19 protein-coding genes are annotated in these 18,404 nt (G+C 63.4%); 5 read left to right on the top strand and 14 right to left on the bottom strand.

The features are described 5' to 3' along the window. Positions 1-31: 31 nt before the first annotated feature. From rplJ to gloA, 7 genes are all read right to left on the bottom strand, one after another. Positions 32-565, bottom strand: coding sequence for a 50S ribosomal protein L10 (gene rplJ, locus LY254_RS09330; RefSeq protein WP_010313525.1), 534 nt, complete (start codon positions 563-565; stop codon positions 32-34). A 287-nt stretch (positions 566-852) separates the two neighbouring features. Beyond that, positions 853-1,560, bottom strand: coding sequence for a 50S ribosomal protein L1 (rplA, locus tag LY254_RS09325; protein WP_247476792.1), 708 nt, complete (start codon positions 1,558-1,560; stop codon positions 853-855). Between the two features lie 88 nt (positions 1,561-1,648). Then, positions 1,649-2,074: a 50S ribosomal protein L11 gene (gene rplK / locus LY254_RS09320; RefSeq protein ID WP_010313529.1), complete on the bottom strand. Its 426-nt coding sequence runs from the start codon at positions 2,072-2,074 to the stop codon at positions 1,649-1,651. A 118-nt stretch (positions 2,075-2,192) separates the two neighbouring features. After that, on the bottom strand, positions 2,193-2,855 hold the full coding sequence (gene nusG, locus LY254_RS09315; protein WP_371820457.1) for a transcription termination/antitermination protein NusG: 663 nt from the start codon (positions 2,853-2,855) through the stop codon (positions 2,193-2,195). 35 nt (positions 2,856-2,890) lie between these two features. Continuing rightward, on the bottom strand, positions 2,891-3,124 hold the full coding sequence (secE, locus tag LY254_RS09310) for a preprotein translocase subunit SecE (protein ID WP_232197212.1): 234 nt from the start codon (positions 3,122-3,124) through the stop codon (positions 2,891-2,893). A 128-nt stretch (positions 3,125-3,252) separates the two neighbouring features. Then, on the bottom strand, positions 3,253-5,973 hold the full coding sequence (locus LY254_RS09305; RefSeq protein WP_247476791.1) for an ATP-dependent Clp protease ATP-binding subunit: 2,721 nt from the start codon (positions 5,971-5,973) through the stop codon (positions 3,253-3,255). After that, positions 5,963-6,364, bottom strand: coding sequence for a lactoylglutathione lyase (gene gloA, locus LY254_RS09300; protein WP_010313533.1), 402 nt, complete (start codon positions 6,362-6,364; stop codon positions 5,963-5,965). Before gloA ends, LY254_RS09305 begins: the two co-directional genes overlap by 11 nt. 124 nt (positions 6,365-6,488) lie before the next feature. On the opposite strand from gloA, the gene eno reads away from it, so the two are divergent. Further along, positions 6,489-7,781, top strand: coding sequence for a phosphopyruvate hydratase (eno, locus tag LY254_RS09295; protein ID WP_010313534.1), 1,293 nt, complete (start codon positions 6,489-6,491; stop codon positions 7,779-7,781). Positions 7,782-7,862: 81 nt separating this feature from the next. Here eno and LY254_RS09290 read toward each other — a convergent pair whose 3' ends face one another. The 4 genes from LY254_RS09290 to argJ are packed head-to-tail and all read right to left on the bottom strand — an operon-like array spanning position 7,863 to position 11,712. Next, complete coding sequence (locus LY254_RS09290) at positions 7,863-9,530, bottom strand: AarF/ABC1/UbiB kinase family protein (RefSeq protein WP_247476790.1); 1,668 nt, start codon at positions 9,528-9,530, stop codon at positions 7,863-7,865. Then, positions 9,530-9,844: a hypothetical protein gene (locus LY254_RS09285; protein WP_247476789.1), complete on the bottom strand. Its 315-nt coding sequence runs from the start codon at positions 9,842-9,844 to the stop codon at positions 9,530-9,532. The genes LY254_RS09290 and LY254_RS09285 overlap by 1 nt, the downstream gene beginning before the upstream one ends. A gap of 42 nt (positions 9,845-9,886) precedes the next feature. Then, positions 9,887-10,444 (bottom strand): hypothetical protein, encoded by a 558-nt coding sequence (locus LY254_RS09280; protein WP_247476788.1) that lies wholly within the window; start codon positions 10,442-10,444, stop codon positions 9,887-9,889. 38 nt (positions 10,445-10,482) lie between these two features. Then, complete coding sequence (gene argJ, locus LY254_RS09275) at positions 10,483-11,712, bottom strand: bifunctional glutamate N-acetyltransferase/amino-acid acetyltransferase ArgJ (protein ID WP_247476787.1); 1,230 nt, start codon at positions 11,710-11,712, stop codon at positions 10,483-10,485. A 58-nt stretch (positions 11,713-11,770) separates the two neighbouring features. Here argJ and coaE point away from each other — a divergent pair, with 58 nt between their 5' ends. Together coaE and LY254_RS09265 are read left to right on the top strand one after the other, a co-directional pair. Continuing rightward, positions 11,771-12,430 (top strand): dephospho-CoA kinase, encoded by a 660-nt coding sequence (coaE, locus tag LY254_RS09270; RefSeq protein ID WP_247476786.1) that lies wholly within the window; start codon positions 11,771-11,773, stop codon positions 12,428-12,430. A gap of 58 nt (positions 12,431-12,488) precedes the next feature. Further along, on the top strand, positions 12,489-13,202 hold the full coding sequence (locus LY254_RS09265) for a hypothetical protein (RefSeq protein WP_247476785.1): 714 nt from the start codon (positions 12,489-12,491) through the stop codon (positions 13,200-13,202). Positions 13,203-13,299: 97 nt separating this feature from the next. Here LY254_RS09265 and gatB read toward each other — a convergent pair whose 3' ends face one another. Next, complete coding sequence (gatB, locus tag LY254_RS09260; RefSeq protein ID WP_247476784.1) at positions 13,300-14,772, bottom strand: Asp-tRNA(Asn)/Glu-tRNA(Gln) amidotransferase subunit GatB; 1,473 nt, start codon at positions 14,770-14,772, stop codon at positions 13,300-13,302. Between the two features lie 93 nt (positions 14,773-14,865). On the opposite strand from gatB, the gene LY254_RS09255 reads away from it, so the two are divergent. Next, a complete protein-coding gene (locus tag LY254_RS09255) occupies positions 14,866-15,996 on the top strand; it encodes an FAD-dependent oxidoreductase (protein WP_247476783.1) in 1,131 nt (376 codons plus the stop codon). On the opposite strand, the gene LY254_RS09250 is transcribed toward LY254_RS09255, so the two are convergent. Then, positions 15,965-17,410 carry a cyclic nucleotide-binding domain-containing protein gene (locus tag LY254_RS09250; RefSeq protein ID WP_247476782.1) on the bottom strand — a complete coding sequence of 482 codons (1,446 nt, stop codon included), beginning with the start codon at positions 17,408-17,410 and terminating at the stop codon, positions 15,965-15,967. The two genes, LY254_RS09255 and LY254_RS09250, sit on opposite strands and share 32 nt — an antisense overlap. Positions 17,411-17,476: 66 nt before the next feature. On the opposite strand from LY254_RS09250, the gene LY254_RS09245 reads away from it, so the two are divergent. After that, positions 17,477-17,812, top strand: coding sequence for a DUF3307 domain-containing protein (locus tag LY254_RS09245; protein ID WP_247476781.1), 336 nt, complete (start codon positions 17,477-17,479; stop codon positions 17,810-17,812). Positions 17,813-17,860: 48 nt separating this feature from the next. Here LY254_RS09245 and ndk read toward each other — a convergent pair whose 3' ends face one another. After that, positions 17,861-18,319, bottom strand: coding sequence for a nucleoside-diphosphate kinase (ndk, locus tag LY254_RS09240; RefSeq protein WP_247476780.1), 459 nt, complete (start codon positions 18,317-18,319; stop codon positions 17,861-17,863). Between the last annotated feature and the right edge of the window lie 85 nt (positions 18,320-18,404).

Here is an 18,404-nt window from a genome sequence, read left to right as displayed (position 1 = left end):
AGTCGGATCGGAGAGCTCAGCAGAGCAGGCCTCAGTCGGCCTTGCCCTCGCCATCGGCGTGCTGCTTGAGCGCCCGAGCAAGACCGGAAGGAACTTCGTTGATGCCCACAGCCACCTTGGTGGCCACGGCGTTGATCGCACCTGCGATCTGCGCCATGAGCACCTCCTTGGAGGGCAGATCCCCGATGGCCTTGATTTCGGATTGGGAGAGGAGCTTGCCTTCGAAAAGGCCTCCTTTCGTCTCCGATTTCTTGGTCTCCTTCTGGAAGGTCTGAACGGCCTTCACGGCACCACCCACGTCGCCCTTGACGAGCACGAAGGCGTTGGTACCGGTGAGGAGGGAATCGAGTTCCGACCAAGCGCTATTGCCATCAATGGCACGGCGCATCAAGGTGTTTTTGGTCACCTTGCAGACACCGTTGCTGGCCTGCAGACGAGTCCGCAGATCAGACATTTCCTTGATGGACAGACCCTTGTAATCAAGGACCAGCGCCATTTCGGCCTCGCCAAGGAGCTGCTTCAGCTCTTCGACGATCTGTTGCTTGTTCTCCAGAGTGCGGCCCATGGTTAAGGATCGGATCAGGGGAACAAGCCGGGAACGCAACCCCAGTACCGGGCGGTACTCGAGGGCTGCGGCTCGCTTCACCCAACCCGAACTCCCGAGGGAGCCCTGGTGAGAAAAACTGTCGCGGACACCTCGGCAGGGTTTAAGGACTCAGGTTCTGCGAGCAGAACAGGAATTCGACCTGCTGTCTTGGGTAGGGCGCGTAACCCTTCTGGCATTAGCCAGAGAAAGAACATACAACAAAGCCCCCGCCGGGGCGGGGGCTTTGCGCAGAGGGACGGGGACGATCAGCCCTCTTGCTTGATGTCCTGCAGCGCAGACACATCCACTTCCACGGAAGGACCCATGGTGGAGGTGATGTACAGGCTCTTCCAGTAGCGACCCTTCGCACCGCTGGGCTTGTTGCGGTCGATGGTCTCCTGCAGTGCCTTCAGGTTGTCCAGCAACTTGGCAGCGTCAAAGCTGGCCTTGCCGAAACGCACGTGGACGATGCCGGTGCGGTCAGCGCGGAACTCCAGTTTGCCGGCCTTGAACTCGCTGATGGCCGAGGCCAGGTCGGTGGTGACGGTGCCGGCCTTGGGGTTCGGCATCAGACCACGGGGGCCGAGGACACGACCGAGCTTGGCGACCTTGGGCATCATGTCCGGGGTCGCGATCAGCAGATCGAACTCCATCTCACCCTTGGAGATGGTTTCGACGAGATCGTCGTCACCAGCCAGATCAGCACCAGCGGCCTTGGCCTCAGCGACCTTTTCACCGCGAGCGATCACAGCGATGCGAATGCTCTGACCGGTGCCGTGGGGCAGGGCCACGGTGGTCCGCAGCTGCTGGTCGGTGTACTTGGGGTCGATGCCGAGGCGAGCGTGGGCTTCGACGGTCTCATCGAACTTGGCGGTGGCGTTGGCCTTCACCAGGTCGACAGCCTCTTGCGGGGCGTAGACGCGTTCTTCAACCTTGCCGACGGCGGCGGAATAGCGCTTGGAGAGTTTGGGCATGTCAGGAATGGGGTGCAGACGAGCTCAGGAGCTCTCCCCCGCTAAGGAACAGAAAGGATGGATGAGCCGGGAGGGATGAACCCGAGACTCAGTCCTTCACAGCCACGCCCATGTTGCGGGCGGTGCCTTCGATGATGCGCATGGCCGACTCAACGCTGGTGCAGTTGAGGTCGGGCAGCTTGGTCTTGGCGATCTCTTCGAGCTGTGCGCGGCTGATGGCCCCGACAGAACCCTTGGAAGAGGTGGCGGCACCCTTAGCGATTCCGGCTGCCTTCACGATCAGCACGGAAGCGGGAGGGGTCTTGGTGATGAAGGTGAAGCTGCGGTCTTCAAAGACCGAAATCTCCACCGGAATCACGTATCCGGCTTTGTCCTGCGTCCGAGCGTTGTACTCCTTGCAGAACGCCATGATGTTGACGCCGTGCTGACCGAGGGCAGGGCCCACCGGCGGCGCGGGGTTTGCTTTGCCGGCGTCGAGCGCCAGCTTGATCACAGCTACAACTTTTTTTGCCATCGTCCTGGCGTCTTGAGCAATCTGCGGATCCGCGACCCTAGGGCAGCGTGTGCGGCGGACTCCGAAAACCGAAGCACCGCCTTAGGCCGCCCTCCGCAGGGAGACGGCCGCACGGGAATCAGCTTTGTTTGCTGATCTGGGAGAACTCGAGTTCCACCGGGGTTTCCCGGCCAAAGATCGAGAGCAGAGCCTTGAGCTTGTTGCGATCGCCCGACACCTCGATGACTTCGCCTTGGAAGTCCTTAAAGGGACCAGCGGTCACCAAGATTTGATCGCCCTCGGCCAGATCGACCTTCACCACAGGCTTCTTCTCGGCAGCCCGCTTGAAGATGCGATCCACCTCCTGACGGCTCAGGGGGCGAGGCTTGATGTGACCGCGGACCTTGCCGGTGGCACGGCGATCTTCCGCACCCACGAAGTTGATCACGTTTGGGGTGCTCCGCACCGCCATCATCGTGTCCTCATCGAGGACCATCCGAACCAAGACGTAGCCGGGGAAGACCTTCTCTTCGGTGCTGGTGCGGCTGCCGTCCTTCTTGAGTTTGACCGCGGGGGTCTGGGGGATCTCGATCTCGAGGATGCGGTTGTCCACGCCGAGGGTGACGGCCCGCTGTTCGAGGGTGGCCTTGACTTTTTTCTCGCAGCTGGAGGCCACCTGAACGGCGTACCAGCGGGCAATCAGAGCCCGGCCTTCCGAGTCAGCGGCGGGAGCTGCGGGTTCGGCGTCGGCAGCCAGATCCGCCGCGGCGAATTCTTCAGTGGTCAAGTCGACGTCGGACACGGGCAAAGGAAGGAGAGGGCGAAAGATTCAGTGGGTCAGCGGAACACCTGGGAGCTTCCCCAGCTGTAGAAGCGATCGACGGCAGCGATCGCAAAAGCCGAAATGGTGACCATCAAGATCACCGCGACTGATTCACCAAACAGCTGCTGACGGCTCGGCCAGACCACCTTGCGCAATTCAGCGACGGTGTCTGCCACGAAACCGGTCTTCACCGGTTCAGTGGCGGCGGCCTCGTCGGACTTGACTTGTGGTTCGGTCTGGGATTCCACGGATGAAGATTCCACAGGGGAAATCAGGGCCAAGCCTCATGGGCAGAGCATGAAGCCTGCTGAGCCTTCAGCGGGCCGCGCGGCGTGTTGAGCCCACGCGCCGGCAAACAAACACACTAACGGATGTCCTATTCAGGGCCTGAGATGGGTTTGAAGCAGAGGGCCTGCTCGCCTTCGCCCAGGCTGACCTGAACGGCTGCCGCACCCAGGAAGCGCTCCTCGAGCAACTCGGTGGCCAAGGGGTTCTCGATCTGGCGCCGCAGCAACCGGCGCAGGGGCCGCGCTCCGTATTCCGGCTCGTAGCCCTGCTCCGCCAGCCAGGCCACGACCGGCTCGTCCACCTGAAGCGCCAGTCCCTGCTCTTGGAGCAACTGCGCCAACTCGAGCACCTGGAGGCGCACGATCCGTTGCAGGTCGGCCGGCCCCAAGGGCTGGAAGCGGATCACCTCATCGATGCGGTTGAGGAATTCCGGCCGGAACTGGCTAGCCAGGGCTCGCTCCACCTGCTCCTCGAGCGCCGAGGCGTCGGCCTGGCCGCGGGCGGCATCCAAGATCGCTCGACTGGCCAGGTTGCTGGTCATCACCACCACGGTGTGGCGGAAGTCGACCGTGCGGCCCTGGGAATCAGTCAGGCGTCCGTCATCAAGGACCTGCAGCAGGACGTTGAAGACATCGGGGTGAGCCTTCTCCACCTCATCAAGGAGCAGCACGGCATAGGGACGCCGGCGGACGGCTTCGGTGAGCTGACCGCCCTCCTCGTAGCCGACATAACCCGGAGGAGCCCCGAGCAGGCGAGCCACGGCATTGCGCTCCATGAACTCGCTCATGTCCAGACGCACCAAGGCTTCTTCCTCATCGAAGAGGGACGCCGCCAGGGCCTTGGCCAGTTCGGTCTTGCCCACACCGGTGGGACCGAGGAAGAGGAACGAGCCCACGGGACGGCGCGGATCCTTCATGCCCGCACGGGCGCGGCGAATCGCCGCGGCCACGGCACCGACGGGCTCCCCTTGTCCGATCACCCGCTGGGCCAGGCGCTGCTCAAGCTCCAGCAGCTTCTGGCGCTCACCCGCCAGCAGGCGCTGAACGGGAATCCCGGTCCAGCGGGCCACCACATCAGCGATGTCCCCCTCTTCCACCTGTTCCCGCAGAAGGGACTGCCCGCTCTGCTGACTGGCCTGGAGTTGCTCCTCCAACTCATGACGGCGCTGCTGAACGCCGTGGAGCTGGTCGTACTGGAGCCGGGCGGCCTCTTCGAGGTCACCATCGCGTTCGGCCTCGGCGATCTGCAGGCGCAGGGCCTCGTCATCGGCCAGGAGCTGGCGCAGCTCCGCCAACTGCTCACGCTCGGCTGACCAGCGCTCCTGCAGGTCCTGCAGGGTCTCGCTGACCTGCCGTCGCTGCTGCTGCAGCGCCACCCGTTCGGCCTCTGGGGCGCTCTCCGCCGAAAGCAGGGCCAACTCAACGCGGCGTAGATCGCTCTCGGCCTCCTCCACCAGACGCGGCTTGGAGGTGACCTCCATCCGCAGCTGGGCAGCGGCTTCATCGATCAGGTCGATGGCTGAATCCGGCAGGCAGCGATCGGAGATGTAGCGATCGGCAAGCCGAGCCGAGGCCACGACAGCGCCATCGGTGATGGCCACCCCGTGGTGCAACTCGTAGCGCTCCTTCAGGCCCCGCAGGATCAGGGTGCTCTCCTCAAGGCTGGGCTCCTTGATCAGGACCTGCTGGAAGCGCCGGTTCAGGGCGGGATCCTTCTCAACGGTGCGGCTGTACTCCTCCGGGGTGGTGGCACCGATGCAACGCAGGTCGCCCCGGGCCAAGGCCGGCTTGAGGATGCTGCCGGCGTCGCTGTTGGAGCGCTCCGGGCCCACCACGTTGTGGAGCTCGTCGATGAACAGGATCACGCCGCCCGCCTCAGCGCCCTCGGCCTCCCGCACCTCCTTAAGCACGCTGCGAAGGCGCTCCTCGAATTGGCCGCGGAACTTGGCGCCAGCGATCAGGGCGCCCAGGTCCAGGGAGACCAGCCGCTGGCCCTTAAGGGCATCCGGCACTTCGCCGGCGACGATCCGCTGGGCCAGCAGCTCAGCGATGGCGGTCTTGCCCACGCCCGGCTCGCCGATCAAGACAGGGTTGTTCTTGCCGCGGCGCGACAGCACCTGCATCAGACGCCGGATTTCGGTGTCGCGACCAATGACTGGATCCAAGTCACCCGCCCGGGCGGCGGCGGTGAGATCCCGTCCGAACTGCTCGAGGGCCGTGGGCTCCTGCTCAAGCTTCAGGCCGTTCTCCCCGTTGGGGACGGGCTCAACGACTGTCCTACTGGGCGCGGGACGCGCCGGAGCGGGCGGCTCTACCACCGGTTGCGGCGGGGGACTGCTGGCTGCGGGCGCAGGCCTGGGAACGGAGCGACGCAGGTCCTCCTGGGTCAACCCCTGCTGTTGCAGAAGGGCGCCCGCAATGCGGCGATCGTCCAGCAGGGCCGCCAACAGATGGGGGACATCAATGAAGCGCGAACCCCACTGGCCCCGCTGGCGATCGGCCTCCTCCAGAAGCAGTTCCAGGTCCTCGCCGACGAACAGGTCCCTGGCACTGCTGGTGGGCTGATCCGCGCAGAAGTCATCCAGCTGATCCAGCAGACGCGAGGCATCGAGGGGCAGGGGATCCACCCAGGCGGCGTAGCGCTCGTCATTCAGCAGCACCTGCAGCAGGTGCTCCACGTTCATCTCGCCGTGGCGCCAGCGGCGGGCCTGCTCCTGGCTGGCCAGCAGGAGGTCCCAGCCGGCATCGCTGAAACGATCAGGAACCGTGGTGAGGCTGGCGGGGCCAGCGGCGTAGGAATCAGGCCGCATGGGCGCGAGAGCTCATCTCAATCAGTTCAACCTTGTAGCCGTCGGGGTCCTCGACGAAGGCAATGACGGTGGTGCCGTTCTTCATCGGGCCCGGTTCGCGCACCACCTTTCCCCCCTTGGCGCGGATCTGGTCGCAGACGCCAACGATGTCGTCCACACCCAGGGCGATGTGGCCATAGCCGCTACCGATGTCGTAGCTGCTGGTGTCCCAGTTGTGGGTGAGCTCCAGCACGGTGTGGTCGCTCTCGTCTCCGTAGCCCACAAAAGCCAGGGTGAAACGCCCCCCGGGATAGTCCTTCCGGCGCAACAGCCGCATCCCAAGAATGTCGGTGTAGAACGCGATCGAGCGCTCCAGGTCGCCGACCCGCAGCATGGTGTGGAGAAGGCGCATCCGGACTGTTCTTGACGGCCGCATTCTGACCAAAGTCAGCGGATTGGTGCCAACGGTCACCAAGGCCCCCGGCAGGGCGACCCATAAGATCCCTGCAAGGACTCATGTTGTGCGTTAGGCCGCTGTGATCGACACCCTCGACCTCGTCATCGACACCATCGTGGCCCGGGAGGTTCTCGATTCCCGTGGCACACCGACCGTGGAAGCCGAGGTGATGCTGGAGGGCGGAGCCAGTGGCCGCGCCATCGTTCCCAGCGGCGCCAGCACCGGTGCCCACGAAGCCTGTGAACTGCGGGACGGCGGCAGCCGCTACTGCGGCAAGGGTGTGCTGCAGGCCGTCAGCAACGTTGAAGAAAAAATCGCTCCCGCCCTCTGCGGCCTGAGTGCCCTGGACCAGGGCACCGTTGATGCCGCGATGCTCGAGCTCGACGGCAGCGACAACAAGAGCGCCCTGGGTGCCAACGCAATCCTGGCGGTGAGCCTGGCCAGCGCCCGCGCCGCCGCCAATGGCGTTGGCCTGCCCCTCTACCGCTATCTGGGCGGCCCGATGGCCAACCTTCTGCCGGTGCCGTTGATGAATGTGATCAACGGTGGCGCCCACGCCGCCAACAGCCTGGACTTCCAGGAATTCATGCTGGTGCCCCACGGCGCACCCACCTTCCGCGAGGCCCTGCGGATGGGCACCGAGGTGTTCCACACCCTTAAGGGTCTGCTGAAGGACAAGGGCCTGAGCACCGCCGTCGGCGACGAGGGCGGCTTTGCCCCTGACCTGGGCAACATCGAAGCCGGCGACATGCTGGTTCAGGCGATCGAAAAAGCTGGCTACCGCCCCGGCGACCAAATCTCCCTGGCCCTAGACGTGGCCAGCACCGAGTTTTTCAAGGACGGCCGCTACGCCTTCGATGGCGGCAGCTACACCAGCGCCGAGATGGTCGACCAGTTGGCCGCTCTGGTGAACCGCTTCCCCATCACCTCGATCGAGGACGGCGTTGCCGAAGACGACTGGGAGGGCTGGGCCCTGCTGACCGAGAAGCTCGGCAAGACCGTCCAACTCGTCGGCGATGACCTGTTCGTGACCAACAGTGCCCGCCTGCAGCGCGGCATCGACCTGGGCGTGGCCAACTCGATCCTGATCAAGGTCAACCAGATCGGCACCCTGACCGAGACCCTGCAGGCGATCGATCTGGCGGGGCGTGCCGGCTACACCAGCGTGATCTCCCACCGCTCCGGCGAGACCGAGGACACCACCATCGCCGACCTGGCCGTGGCTACCCGCGCCGGCCAGATCAAGACCGGTTCCCTCAGCCGCAGTGAGCGCGTGGCCAAGTACAACCAGCTGCTGCGCATCGAAGACGAACTGGGCAGCCAGGCCGTCTACGCCGGTGCCGAAGACCGCGGCCCCCGCGGCAAGGCCTGAGGCCAACCGGAGCCAGGCTCCAACCCAATCGCTATCCCGGGACCTGGATCAGCCAGCCCGGGATTTTTTTATGGGCGGCGCTTAGGAATTGCCGAGCTTGTCGATGCGGGCATCGCGCTTCAGGCGGGCCTGCAGCTTCAACCAGCTGAGACCCACCGGAACCCCGGCCACGACGGGAATGATCGTCAGCAGCGGCCTGGCGCTGGAGGCGAGCAGGGCCGCTGCGACGGCAAAGGCACCCAGCAGGACCGACTGGCCAGCGCTCTGCTGGCTCAGGGCCAACCGACGCAGCAGACGGTCGGTCTCGCCGGCACGGATCTGAACCTGGAGATCGCCCTGTTCAATTCGGCTGAGGCTGTCCTCCAGACGCTGGGGCAGACCGAGGGCACGGCTGCCCACCTCCACCGCTTGGCGACCCAACTGGTTGAAGAGGTCGTTGGGGCCGTTGCCGCTGGCGGTCATGAGGGGAAGCAGATAGGGGCGGGCGATAGCGACGAGGCTAAAGCTGGGATCCAGGCTGCGGCCGACCCCCTCAAAGGTGGAGAGGGCCCGCATCACAAAGATCAGCTCCGGGGGCAGACGGAAGGGCTGCCCATAGACCAACTCGTAGAGGTCGCCGGAGAGTTTGTCGAGGATGTTGGCGGAGAAGGGAGGGGTCAGGGCCTCCGCGAGCATCACCCGCACGAGGCGACGGACCGGACCGGGATCGATGTCAGGGGCGATCACCCCAGCGGCTTGCAGCTCACGCACCAAGCCCGAGGCATCGCGGGCCGCCGCCGCCGTGACCATCCGCCCCAGGCGACTGCGGAGGCGCTGAGACAAGGTCCCGACCATGCCGAAGTCGTAGTAGATGAGGGCCCCATCACGGGCTACGGCCAAGTTGCCGGGATGGGGGTCGGCATGGAAGAAGCCGAAGCGCACCAGCTGCTGCAGGTAACTGGCAGCACCTTTCTCGGCGACCGCCGAAGGGTCGATGCCAGCCTCGATCAGGGCCTGGCGGTCGTTGATCTTGATCCCGGGGACGTAGTCGAGGCAGAGCACCCGCCGGGTGGTGAGTTCCCAGACCACCGCTGGGATTCGAATGCCCGGATCATCGAGAAACTGCTGCCGGAAGCGGGCGGCGTGCTCGGCCTCCAGACGGAAGTCGAGCTCACGCAGGAGCACACGACGACATTCCTGAGCGATGGAGACCCAATCGCGTCCGACGCCCCACTGGGGATGGCGCTGCAGCACCGCCGCGACCTGTTGCATGACCTCGAGGTCGAGGCGGAACAGGCGCTCCAGCCCGGGGCGTTGGATCTTGAAGACCACCTGCCGGCCACTGCGAAGGCTGGCGCGATGGACCTGGGCCAGGCTGGCGGCCCCGAGGGGTTGCTCCTCAATATCAATGATCTCGGCGCAGCGCTCCCCCAGCTCCTGCTCGAGCAGCGACTGGGCCGTGTCGAAGGAGAAGGCCGGGACGCTGTCCTGCAACCGTGAGAGTTCTTCTACCCAGCTGGCCGGCAGCACATCCGGCCTGGCCGAAAGGAGCTGACCGAGCTTGATGAAGGCTGAGCCCAGTTCCAACAACTGGGCCGTGAGCCAACGGGCACGACGCTTCTGACGACGCTCCTGCCCCTCCTCACTGACGCCCCCTGGATAGCTCCAGGACTGGGCATCCCACCAGAGGAAGGCCAACAACTGCAGAACGGCACCCCAGATCCGTAGGGAGCGAAGGGCGCTCGCCAGGGCCGGGCCAAGGCGACGCATCAAGCGGGCTCCTCGAGGCGGCGGGCAAGCCGCGTGACCTGGGCGCGCAGCTGATCAATCTGCGTCTGGGGATCTGCCGCTGGTGAAGACGAAGCCATCGGGGACTCCGCTGCCGGCACCTCCTGATCTCCGTGCTCCAGCCGCTGGGCTTCGAGCTCCACCTCTTCTTTAAACAGGTCCCATTCCTGACGCAATCGCTCGGGGGCGTCCTGGGCTAGGACCGCCAGACCAGCTGCGGCGTCCGCCAAACCACTTCCCAGGCGGGCGCTCAGACGATTGAGGGCCGCCTGCACCAGGGTCTGAGGCTCACTCATGGCCGGCCGCTTGAGAGTCACCCAAATCGTGGCAGATCAGAGTTACTGAAGGGGGGGCAAATCCAAGAGGGGAACCGATTGCTGCGGAGCCGGTGCTGCAGGCTGCGGACGCGGTGCAGGCGACTGGACCTGAGGTTTCGGCTTCGGCGTGGGCTTGGGTTTAGGCGCCTCAACGACAGGCTTGGGCTCCGGCGCTGCGGGCTCTTCAGTTGAAGCCACTGGTTTTGGGGCCACAGCTGGCGCAGCTTTCGCAGCAGCTTCACGCTCGGCTTTGACCTCGGCCTCAGCCTTGGCCTTCTGGTCAGCATCGGCCTGCTCCTGGGCCTTGCGCCAGAGCTCGAGCTGCTGGGGGTCAAGATCTGAGCGCAGTTCAGAGGGCTGCTCGCCGTAGCGCAGGCGCATGTCCTTGAGCGTCACCCCAGGGGTCTGCTTCTGCTCAAAGCGGGGACTGAGGCGAATGACATCGCCGAGGTTGATCGCGGCCAGTCGCTGCGTGATGCCGTAGGCCAAGGCAAAGCTCACCCCAGCGACCAAAGGGCCCATCCAGATCCTGGGGAGACCATTGGGAGCCTGCTTCTGGGGTGCTCCGGCCTTGGCCATCTCAGCAGGGACGTTGGTGGCTGATGCTAGGCCTGCTCTTAGGTCGTGTAGTCGGCGTTGATGCGCACGTACTGATCCGAGAGATCGCAGCCCCAGGCGCGTCCACTCCCAGGGCCAGCACCGACCGAGAGGCGAATCGCAACGGTGTCATTCAAGAGGTAAGCGCCGGCAGCCCGATCGCGCATGTAGGCCGAGGCGGCCGGCCGATCAAAGGCCATGGGTTGGCCAGCTGCCATCAGCTGATGCTCCCCGAGCCAGAGCGCGACGGCAGCAGGATCGAAGGGGACTCCCGCACGACCCGCGGCAGCGACAATCCGGCCCCAGTTGGGGTCACGGCCATGGACAGCCGTCTTGACCAAGGAGGAACCGCAGACCGTGCGGGCGATGGCCAGCGCATCGGCCTCCGTGGCCGCCCCGTCCACCTGGACCTCCAGTAGGCAGGTGGCCCCTTCACCATCGCGGGCGATGGCTTTGGCCAGGTGTTGAGAGACCGCGGTGACCCCCTCCTCCAGGGCCGCGTACTGGGCTGGATCTAAAGGAGCGCCAGCGGCAAAAGCCAGGTAGGTGTCGTTCGTACTGGTGTCGCCATCAACCGTGATGGCGTTGAAGGAGCGCTGCACCGCGCGGGAGACCATCCCCTGCCAGACCTCAGCGGGGACGCCGGCATCACAGCTGAGATAGCCGAGCATCGTGGCCATGTTCGGGTGAATCATTCCCGACCCCTTGGCCATCCCACCGATGCGAACGGTCTGGCCACCGAGGTCCGCCTCCAGAGCGATCTGCTTATCAATCAGGTCGGTGGTGAGGATCGCGGTGGCCGCCGCTGCGCCACCCTCTGAACTGAGGGCGTCCGTCAACGGGTCAATGGCCTGCAGCAGGGTCTCCATGGGGATCGGGACACCAATGACCCCGGTGGAGCAGATCAGGACCTCTTCCGCCAAAAGCCCCAGGCGATCAGCCACGGCCTGGGTGGCACGGATGCTGTCAACCAGGCCGCGGTCGCCGGTGCAGGCATTGGCCTGACCGGAATTCGTGAGCACCGCTCGGGCGATACCACCTCTGGAGGCCAGGCGATCGGCGCAGAGATCCACGCAGGCCGCTCGCACCAAGGATGTTGTGAAGGTGCCGGCACAGACCGCGCCCTCGGGTGCCAGCACAAGTGAGAGGTCCGGCTTCCCCGAGGCCTTCAGGCCCGCCGTGATCCCCGACGCCTGAAAGCCCGCAGGTGCGGCCACACCACCATCAATCAACCGCCAGGCGTAGGTCACAGCTGGTGAGCCGCATCAACTCCTGCAATTCTGAGTGCAGGCAGATCAGTGACTCCCCATGGGTCAGGGGCCCCGCTGGCAAGGGCAACAACGGCGCATTGGCCTGACTGGCGGCATCGCCACGGGCAAAAGCACGGTGGGGCGCCTGCTCGAAGCAGAAGGGCTACCTGTTCTTGATGCCGACCAGTACGCCCGTGAGGCCCTGGCACTTGGCAGCCCCGGTGCTGCAGCAGTGCTGGAACGCTTCGGCGACGCGGTTCGAACCAGTGGCACAGGCCCCGAGTGCCCAACAATCGATCGAGGAGCCCTTGGCTCGATTGTCTTCAGCAATCCGACTGACAAGCGCTGGCTAGAGCAACTCGTTCACCCGCTGGTCCGCCAGCGCTTTGAGCTGGCGCTCGCTGAACTCGCAGCTGAATCAGCAGTGGTGTTGATGATTCCCCTGCTCTTTGAAGCGGGACTTCAAGAGCTCTGCAGCGAGATCTGGCTGGTGGACTGCGACGAGAAGCAGCAACTGGAACGCCTGATACAACGCGATGCAATCAGTCAGGAAGCGGCCCAACAACGGATCGCGAGCCAATGGTCACTAGAGGTCAAACGCAAGTGCGCCGACGTCATCATCGACAACCGACAGCACAGCCACCAACTAAGTGCAGCGGTAGAAAAGACACTAAAACGCAACAAAATATCAACACTTGCTGATCCAAAGATTTCATAAAGCGAAGAAACTCCTCCGAGATATGTATTTAATGTGACAGGGTCAAAGCCTCAAGACAATGCAGTCCCGTCTCATTAAACATTTTTCCCTTCGAGTCGCTTGCATTACGGCAACCGCAGGGCTCTTGAGTTTAGGGACTAGCGCCCAAGCAGAGACCTACTCAAGCAATTGGGGCGTCGTAAAGATAAATCGAATTAACGGCAACAATTGGGGAGGAACCTATCTCGACGGCAAAGCCCTTCTGTATGGGAGCAAATCGAGCTCAGGTCAATTTTCAGGCCACTGGATTCGAAAGGATGGCAGCAGTCGCCGGTGCAACTATCCAATCTCAGGTTCTTATTACTGGGGTCGAGCCACCCTTGAGTTCAGCGGAAGCGGCTTTAGAGGTCAATACGGGAACTGCGACGACGAACCGCGGGGCAACTGGAGCGGCGAAATCGTCACACAACAGCCTCCACAGACACAACAAGTACGCCTTGATGGCTGGTGGAAGGGCAACAACAGCGGCTACTACTCCATCCAGACCAGTGGCACAACCTTCCAGATGAAGGGCTTCAATAACGATGGCTCCGTTCTCAACCTCTACGACGGAACCATCAAGGGCAACACCATCACAGGACGCTGGAAAAACTACTGCGACAACAGATCAGCCAACGCCACTCTCCGTTACTCCAATGGGCGCCTACAGCGCATCGCCGGAAGCACCAAAAACACCACTTGGTCTAGGTCCGCCAGGCCCTCCAATATTCAGTCGCGACCCAATTGCAACTAAGCAACCTGCAAAGGACGAAATCCCCTCCTGAGGAGGGGATTTTTATTTTCCGATTCAGCTCAGATCAAGAATAACGAGATCAACTGGAGGGTCTTCTTCAGCCCTTGAGCTTCTGGCTCAGGATCTGGTTGGCCAGTTTCGGATCAGCCTTACCGCCGGTCTTCTTCATCAGCTGACCAACAAAGAAGCCCTGCAGCTTGTTCTTTCCTCCGCGGAACGCTTCCACCTCCTCAGGGTGAGCAGCCAGAAGCTCTTCAACGATCGCGGTGATCGCGGCAGGGTCGCTGATCATGCCCAGACCCCGCTCATCGACGATCTTGGCCGGTGAGCCACCCTTCTCCAGCAACTCGGGAAGGATTTCCTTGGCAATCTTGCCGCTGATCTTGCCGCCGTCGATCAGCTTCACCATCTCCGCCACCTGCTCCGGGCGGAAGGCCAGTTCGGAGTAGCTGAGACGGTTGGCATTGACGTAGGCAGCAATGTCACCGGTGATCCAGTTCGCCACACCCTTGGGGTCCGCTCCGGTGGCCACAGCTGCCTCAAAGAATTCCGCCATCGGACGTTCGTCCGTCAGCACACGGGCGTCGTACTGGGACAGACCGAGGTCTTCGGCGTAGCGGTGGCGCTTGGCAGCCGGCAGCTCGGGCAGCTCAGAGCGCCAGCCCTCGCGCAGTTCTGCACTGACCTCAATCGGGCCCAGATCGGGATCGGGGAAGTAGCGGTAATCGCTGGCACCCTCCTTGCTGCGCATGCTCTTGGTGAGCTGCTTGCCCTCATCCCAAAGGCGGGTCTCCTGAACGATCGGTTCACCCGTTTCGTAGGCCTTGATCTGACGCTGAATCTCGTACTCACAGGCCTTCTGAATGGCCGAGAAGGAGTTCATGTTCTTGATCTCCACCTTCGTGCCGAAAGGCGCATCCGGCCCGCGGCGCACGGAGATGTTGACGTCACAGCGCAAGGAGCCCTCCTGCATATTTCCGTCGCTGACGCCCAGGTAGCGCATGATCCGGCGGATCTCGGAGGCGTACTCCGCCGCCTCCCGGCCGGTGCGCAGATCGGGCTTGCTCACGATCTCAGCGAGGGCCACACCAGCCCGGTTGTAATCCACCAACGAGTGGGTTGAACCGGCGAGACGATCGCTACCAGCGTGAACCAATTTGCCGGCGTCCTCCTCCATGTGGAGACGCTCAATCCCGATCTTCTTGAGGTAGGTGTCTTTGCCTTTCTCAGCCACCTCAACTTCAATCCAACCGTCCTCGGCGATCGGTTCGTCGTATTGAGAGATCTGGTAGTTCTTGGGCAGGTCCGGATAGAAATATTGCTTGCGATCGAATTTGCTGTGCTCAGCAATATTCAGATTGAGAGCCATGGAGGCCTTCACGGCGTACTCCAGCACCTTCTGATTCAGGACCGGAAGGGTTCCCGGCAGGCCGCACACCACCGGATCGATATGGGTATTGGGATCGTCCCCAAAGGTGGTGGAGGCGCCGGTGAAGATCTTGCTGTTGGTCCCCAGTTGCACATGGGTCTCCAAGCCGATCACTGCTTCCCAGGCGGCCTCAGCTGCCATGTCCCAACTCCGTCAATCGCCTGATCCTATGGAAGGGCCGCTGGTCAGCCCTGCGCATCACCTGAAACACTGGCGGTTCGGGTTGGATCGGCCATGACAGCCGCCCAGGGCAACGGAGTTCTGATCCTCGGTGGCGGCCTCATGGGTCTCGCCCTGGCCCATCAGCTCGCCCGGGCAGGTCGCTCCGTTGAAGTGCTCAGCCGCCAGCGCAGCGAAGCCGCTGGTTTTGTAGCCGCCGGAATGCTCGCGCCCCATGCCGAAGGGCTCAGCGGTGATCTGCTGCGCCTCGGCCAAGACAGCCTGCGGCGGATCCCCGGCTGGGTGGAGCAGATCCAAGCCGACAGCGGCCTCTCCTGCGGTCTGCGGGACTGCGGAATCGTGGTGCCCTTCGCCTCAGAAGCGGAGCGCGACATCTATCCCACCGCTCCCTGGGGCCAAGCACTGGATCGTGCAGCCCTCGAACGCGAAATCCCCGGCATTGGACCCGGCTGGCGGGCCGGACTGCTGTTCCAGCAGGACGGACAAATCGATAACCGCCGGCAACTGATGCGCGCGCTGGAGCGCTCCTGTGTCGACCTGGGTGTCCGCTTCCAGGAGGGCGTTGAAGTCCTGGAACTGCTCCAGCGGGACCAGACACTTCGGGGGATCCGCGTCCGCAACGCCGAAGGCGACCTCCAGACCATCGATGCCCGTGAGGCCGTGCTCTGCTGCGGCGCCTGGAGTGCCGACCTGCTGCCAGAGCTGCCGATCTATCCGGTCAAAGGGCAGATGCTCTCGCTGCAGGGCCCCAAAGACGCCCTGCCCCGGGTGATCTTTGGCCCAGGCACCTATTTGGTGCCCAGAGAAGACGGCCTGCTGGTGGTCGGAGCCACCAGCGAACGAGACGCTGGATTCACCACCGGGCTGACGCCCTTCGGCCAGAGGCAACTACAGGCGGGCATTGCGGCGCTCCTCCCCGAGGCCAAACACTGGCCGCCGATGGAGCGCTGGTGGGGCTTCCGGCCCTGCACCCCCGACGAAGGCCCCTTGCTGGGAGGCAGCTCCATCTCGGGCCTCTGGCTGGCGGCGGGACACCACCGCAATGGTGTGCTGCTGGCGGCCATCACTGCGCAGCTGCTCAAGTCCTGCGTCATGTCAGAACCGCTCACAACCAATGAGCAGGAGCTGTTGGAGGCGTTCAGCTACCGCCGTTTCACCCGCGCGTTGAAATCGCAAACAGATTGACTCCTGCGGGCTCTAAGCGCATCTCGGTCGCGCCTGGGGCAAAGCCTGCCGCTTGAGCGAGGCGCTCCATGTCCGCTTGGTCGCGGTGAATCAGGCGCCAATCCAATAGCTGATCCATCAGGCCGCGCGTGCTGTTGTCTGGGTGAAAGTTCCCCAAGATGGAACGTCCGCCGCTCACCAGGCTTTGATGAATCCAGGCCTGCAGTCGGGTCACGATTCGATCATCGAAATAATCAATCAGGCCAATCGAATACATCAAGTGCTGGGGCTTGAGCTCCAGGCGTTGCCGTCCGATGCAGAGATGCAAGAGATTGCGCCGCTCCAGTCGGATGGGCAAAGGCAAATGCTGCTCAATCTGCTCACGGTCCAGCCGCGCACGGACGTGATCCAAGGCCTGCTGATCCACATCAACCAAGGTCAACTCCAACTGGCTCGCCAACTGCGGATCTTGGAGAAGATCAAAGATCTCGGCCGCCGGACCGCAGGCCAAGCTCGTCACCCGCAGAGGCCTCTCCGCGCATAGATCTAAGGAGCGCTGCAACTCTTCCCGCAGCAACCCCCGCCGATTTCGCACCGCCTGGGCAGCCGGCTCGTCCAAAAAACAGCGATCGAGTTCCACACCCAATTCACCAGCACCTCCTGGTTCATCGGCATACATCCAGTCAATCGTCAAAAAATCACCCGCATAGCCGCGCGGCTTGCGATACATCCGCTCAGCAGACCGAGTCAGCAGCAAATAGGGAAGCAACTCTGTGCGCAGGATCTGGAGCGACGCACAATCCAAAGCCGGCTCAGCTCCCGAGAGGGCGGGAAACACCTCATGGACGACAAGCACAACGCCACGGAAGGCTTCTTTGAGAGCGACCAATAAATCAGGGTTGCGCTGTGTACGCCTCAGATCCGCCTCAAAGGCAGCAGCAGCATCTTTGAATTGACGGATGGATTGACCCACCCTGGCGTTCAAATGCTTGGGCTCAGCGAAGGGCGGCGATTGGAGCAGACCCAGGTGGTGTGTTTGCTGGATCAATCGCTGGGCATTAATCGATGCCAAGGCCCGATAAATGCGTAGAGCCAAGGCTGGATTGCTGCGCGTGACCTCCTCAAGAGACGCCTTCGGTAGCTCCAAGCAATCAACGGACTCCAACGCGACGATGCGCGCCCTCGTCACACCCCCCAGCAACAACGAGACGTCACCAATGACGGAACCAGGCCCCAGGCAGGGCCGCTGAGATTCGGGCAGGCCCTGCCAACTGACCCGGCAGACCCCGGAGGACACCAGGAGCAGTCGATCGAGGGATGCTCCTTCAGCGACGAGTTCTTCCCCTGCGGCAAAGGTTCTGGCCTGAACCCCTTCAAAAACACCAGCCACCCCGTCATCAATGGCCTGCAACAACTGCAGCGATTCCGCTTGCATCAGCGACAGTTGGGGAACTCCCCGTCAACCTATGCACGCTGTTCGGTCTTGGCAGATCCGTCGCTGATGCCTCTTCAAGACGGTCTTGAACTCCTGGCCCTCCTGTCCATGGGCCATTTCCTGGGGGACTTTGGACTGCAGAGCGACCGCATGGCCGCCGAGAAGTGCCGCGGCCAGGACAACACCCTCCCTTGGCAGTGGTGGCTCACCGGCCATGCCGCCATACATGGCCTGATCGTGGCTCTCCTGAGCGGGGTTCCGGCCTTGGGCCTGGCCGAATGGGGCGCCCACACCCTGATCGACTACGGCAAGTGCCAGCACCGCTATCGCATCGGTGTGGATCAGAGCCTCCACCTGCTCTGCAAATTGCTTTGGGTCCTACTGCTGAGTCTTTGGGCATAAAAAAGCCCCCCGCACTCGCGGGGGGCAAGGTTGAAATCGCTGGAGGGATCAGCCCTCGACGCGCCAGCCCTGATCGGAGGGGGTCCAGTCGCTGAGCTCAGAGGCCTGGAACCAGAGACCGATCTCGAACTGAGCGGTTTCGGGGGCGTCGGAGCCGTGGATCACGTTGCGGCCGATATTGACGGCCAGGTCGCCGCGGATGGTGCCGGGCTCAGCCTCGAGAGGCTTGGTGGCGCCGATCAGCTTGCGGGCGCTGGCGATCACGCCATCGCCTTCCCAGACCATCGCCACCACGGGGCCGGAGGTGATGAAGTCCACCAGGCCTGCGAAGAAAGGACGCTCGCGGTGCACGCCGTAGTGGCTCTCAGCCAGTTCACGGCTGGGGGTGAGCTGCTTGAGGCCCACCAGCTTGAAGCCTTTGCGCTCGAAGCGGCCGAGGATCTCACCCACCAAACCGCGCTGAACACCATCGGGCTTGATGGCAATAAAGGTGCGCTCGGCAGCCATGACAAAAAAACATCTGATCCGGCCCATCGTCCGTGGCCGCCCTACCGCTTGGCAAGCACAGCTGGCACCCCGGGCGTGAGTCCTT

It is taken from the genome of Synechococcus sp. NB0720_010 (genome assembly GCF_023078835.1).
Taxonomy (GTDB): Bacteria; Cyanobacteriota; Cyanobacteriia; order PCC-6307; family Cyanobiaceae; genus Vulcanococcus.
Note: the sequence above shows the minus strand (reverse complement) of the source record. Positions and strands in the feature narration are given on the sequence as shown.

Excerpts from the sequence above, each read along its gene's own strand:
- LY254_RS09285 (WP_247476789.1), bottom strand. The coding sequence starts at position 9,844 with ATGAGTGAGCCTCAGACCCTGGTGCAGGCGGCCCTCAATCGTCTGAGC.
- rplA (WP_247476792.1), bottom strand. The coding sequence starts at position 1,560 with ATGCCCAAACTCTCCAAGCGCTATTCCGCCGCCGTCGGCAAGGTTGAA.
- LY254_RS09245 (WP_247476781.1), top strand. The coding sequence starts at position 17,477 with ATGCCTCTTCAAGACGGTCTTGAACTCCTGGCCCTCCTGTCCATGGGC.
- LY254_RS09280 (WP_247476788.1), bottom strand. The coding sequence starts at position 10,444 with ATGGCCAAGGCCGGAGCACCCCAGAAGCAGGCTCCCAATGGTCTCCCC.
- LY254_RS09305 (WP_247476791.1), bottom strand. The coding sequence starts at position 5,973 with ATGCGGCCTGATTCCTACGCCGCTGGCCCCGCCAGCCTCACCACGGTT.
- gatB (WP_247476784.1), bottom strand. The coding sequence starts at position 14,772 with ATGGCAGCTGAGGCCGCCTGGGAAGCAGTGATCGGCTTGGAGACCCAT.
- LY254_RS09290 (WP_247476790.1), bottom strand. The coding sequence starts at position 9,530 with ATGCGTCGCCTTGGCCCGGCCCTGGCGAGCGCCCTTCGCTCCCTACGG.
- gloA (WP_010313533.1), bottom strand. The coding sequence starts at position 6,364 with ATGCGCCTTCTCCACACCATGCTGCGGGTCGGCGACCTGGAGCGCTCG.
- rplK (WP_010313529.1), bottom strand. The coding sequence starts at position 2,074 with ATGGCAAAAAAAGTTGTAGCTGTGATCAAGCTGGCGCTCGACGCCGGC.
- LY254_RS09250 (WP_247476782.1), bottom strand. The coding sequence starts at position 17,410 with ATGCAAGCGGAATCGCTGCAGTTGTTGCAGGCCATTGATGACGGGGTG.
- ndk (WP_247476780.1), bottom strand. The coding sequence starts at position 18,319 with ATGGCTGCCGAGCGCACCTTTATTGCCATCAAGCCCGATGGTGTTCAG.
- LY254_RS09255 (WP_247476783.1), top strand. The coding sequence starts at position 14,866 with ATGACAGCCGCCCAGGGCAACGGAGTTCTGATCCTCGGTGGCGGCCTC.
- LY254_RS09265 (WP_247476785.1), top strand. The coding sequence starts at position 12,489 with ATGCAGTCCCGTCTCATTAAACATTTTTCCCTTCGAGTCGCTTGCATT.
- coaE (WP_247476786.1), top strand. The coding sequence starts at position 11,771 with ATGGGTCAGGGGCCCCGCTGGCAAGGGCAACAACGGCGCATTGGCCTG.
- rplJ (WP_010313525.1), bottom strand. The coding sequence starts at position 565 with ATGGGCCGCACTCTGGAGAACAAGCAACAGATCGTCGAAGAGCTGAAG.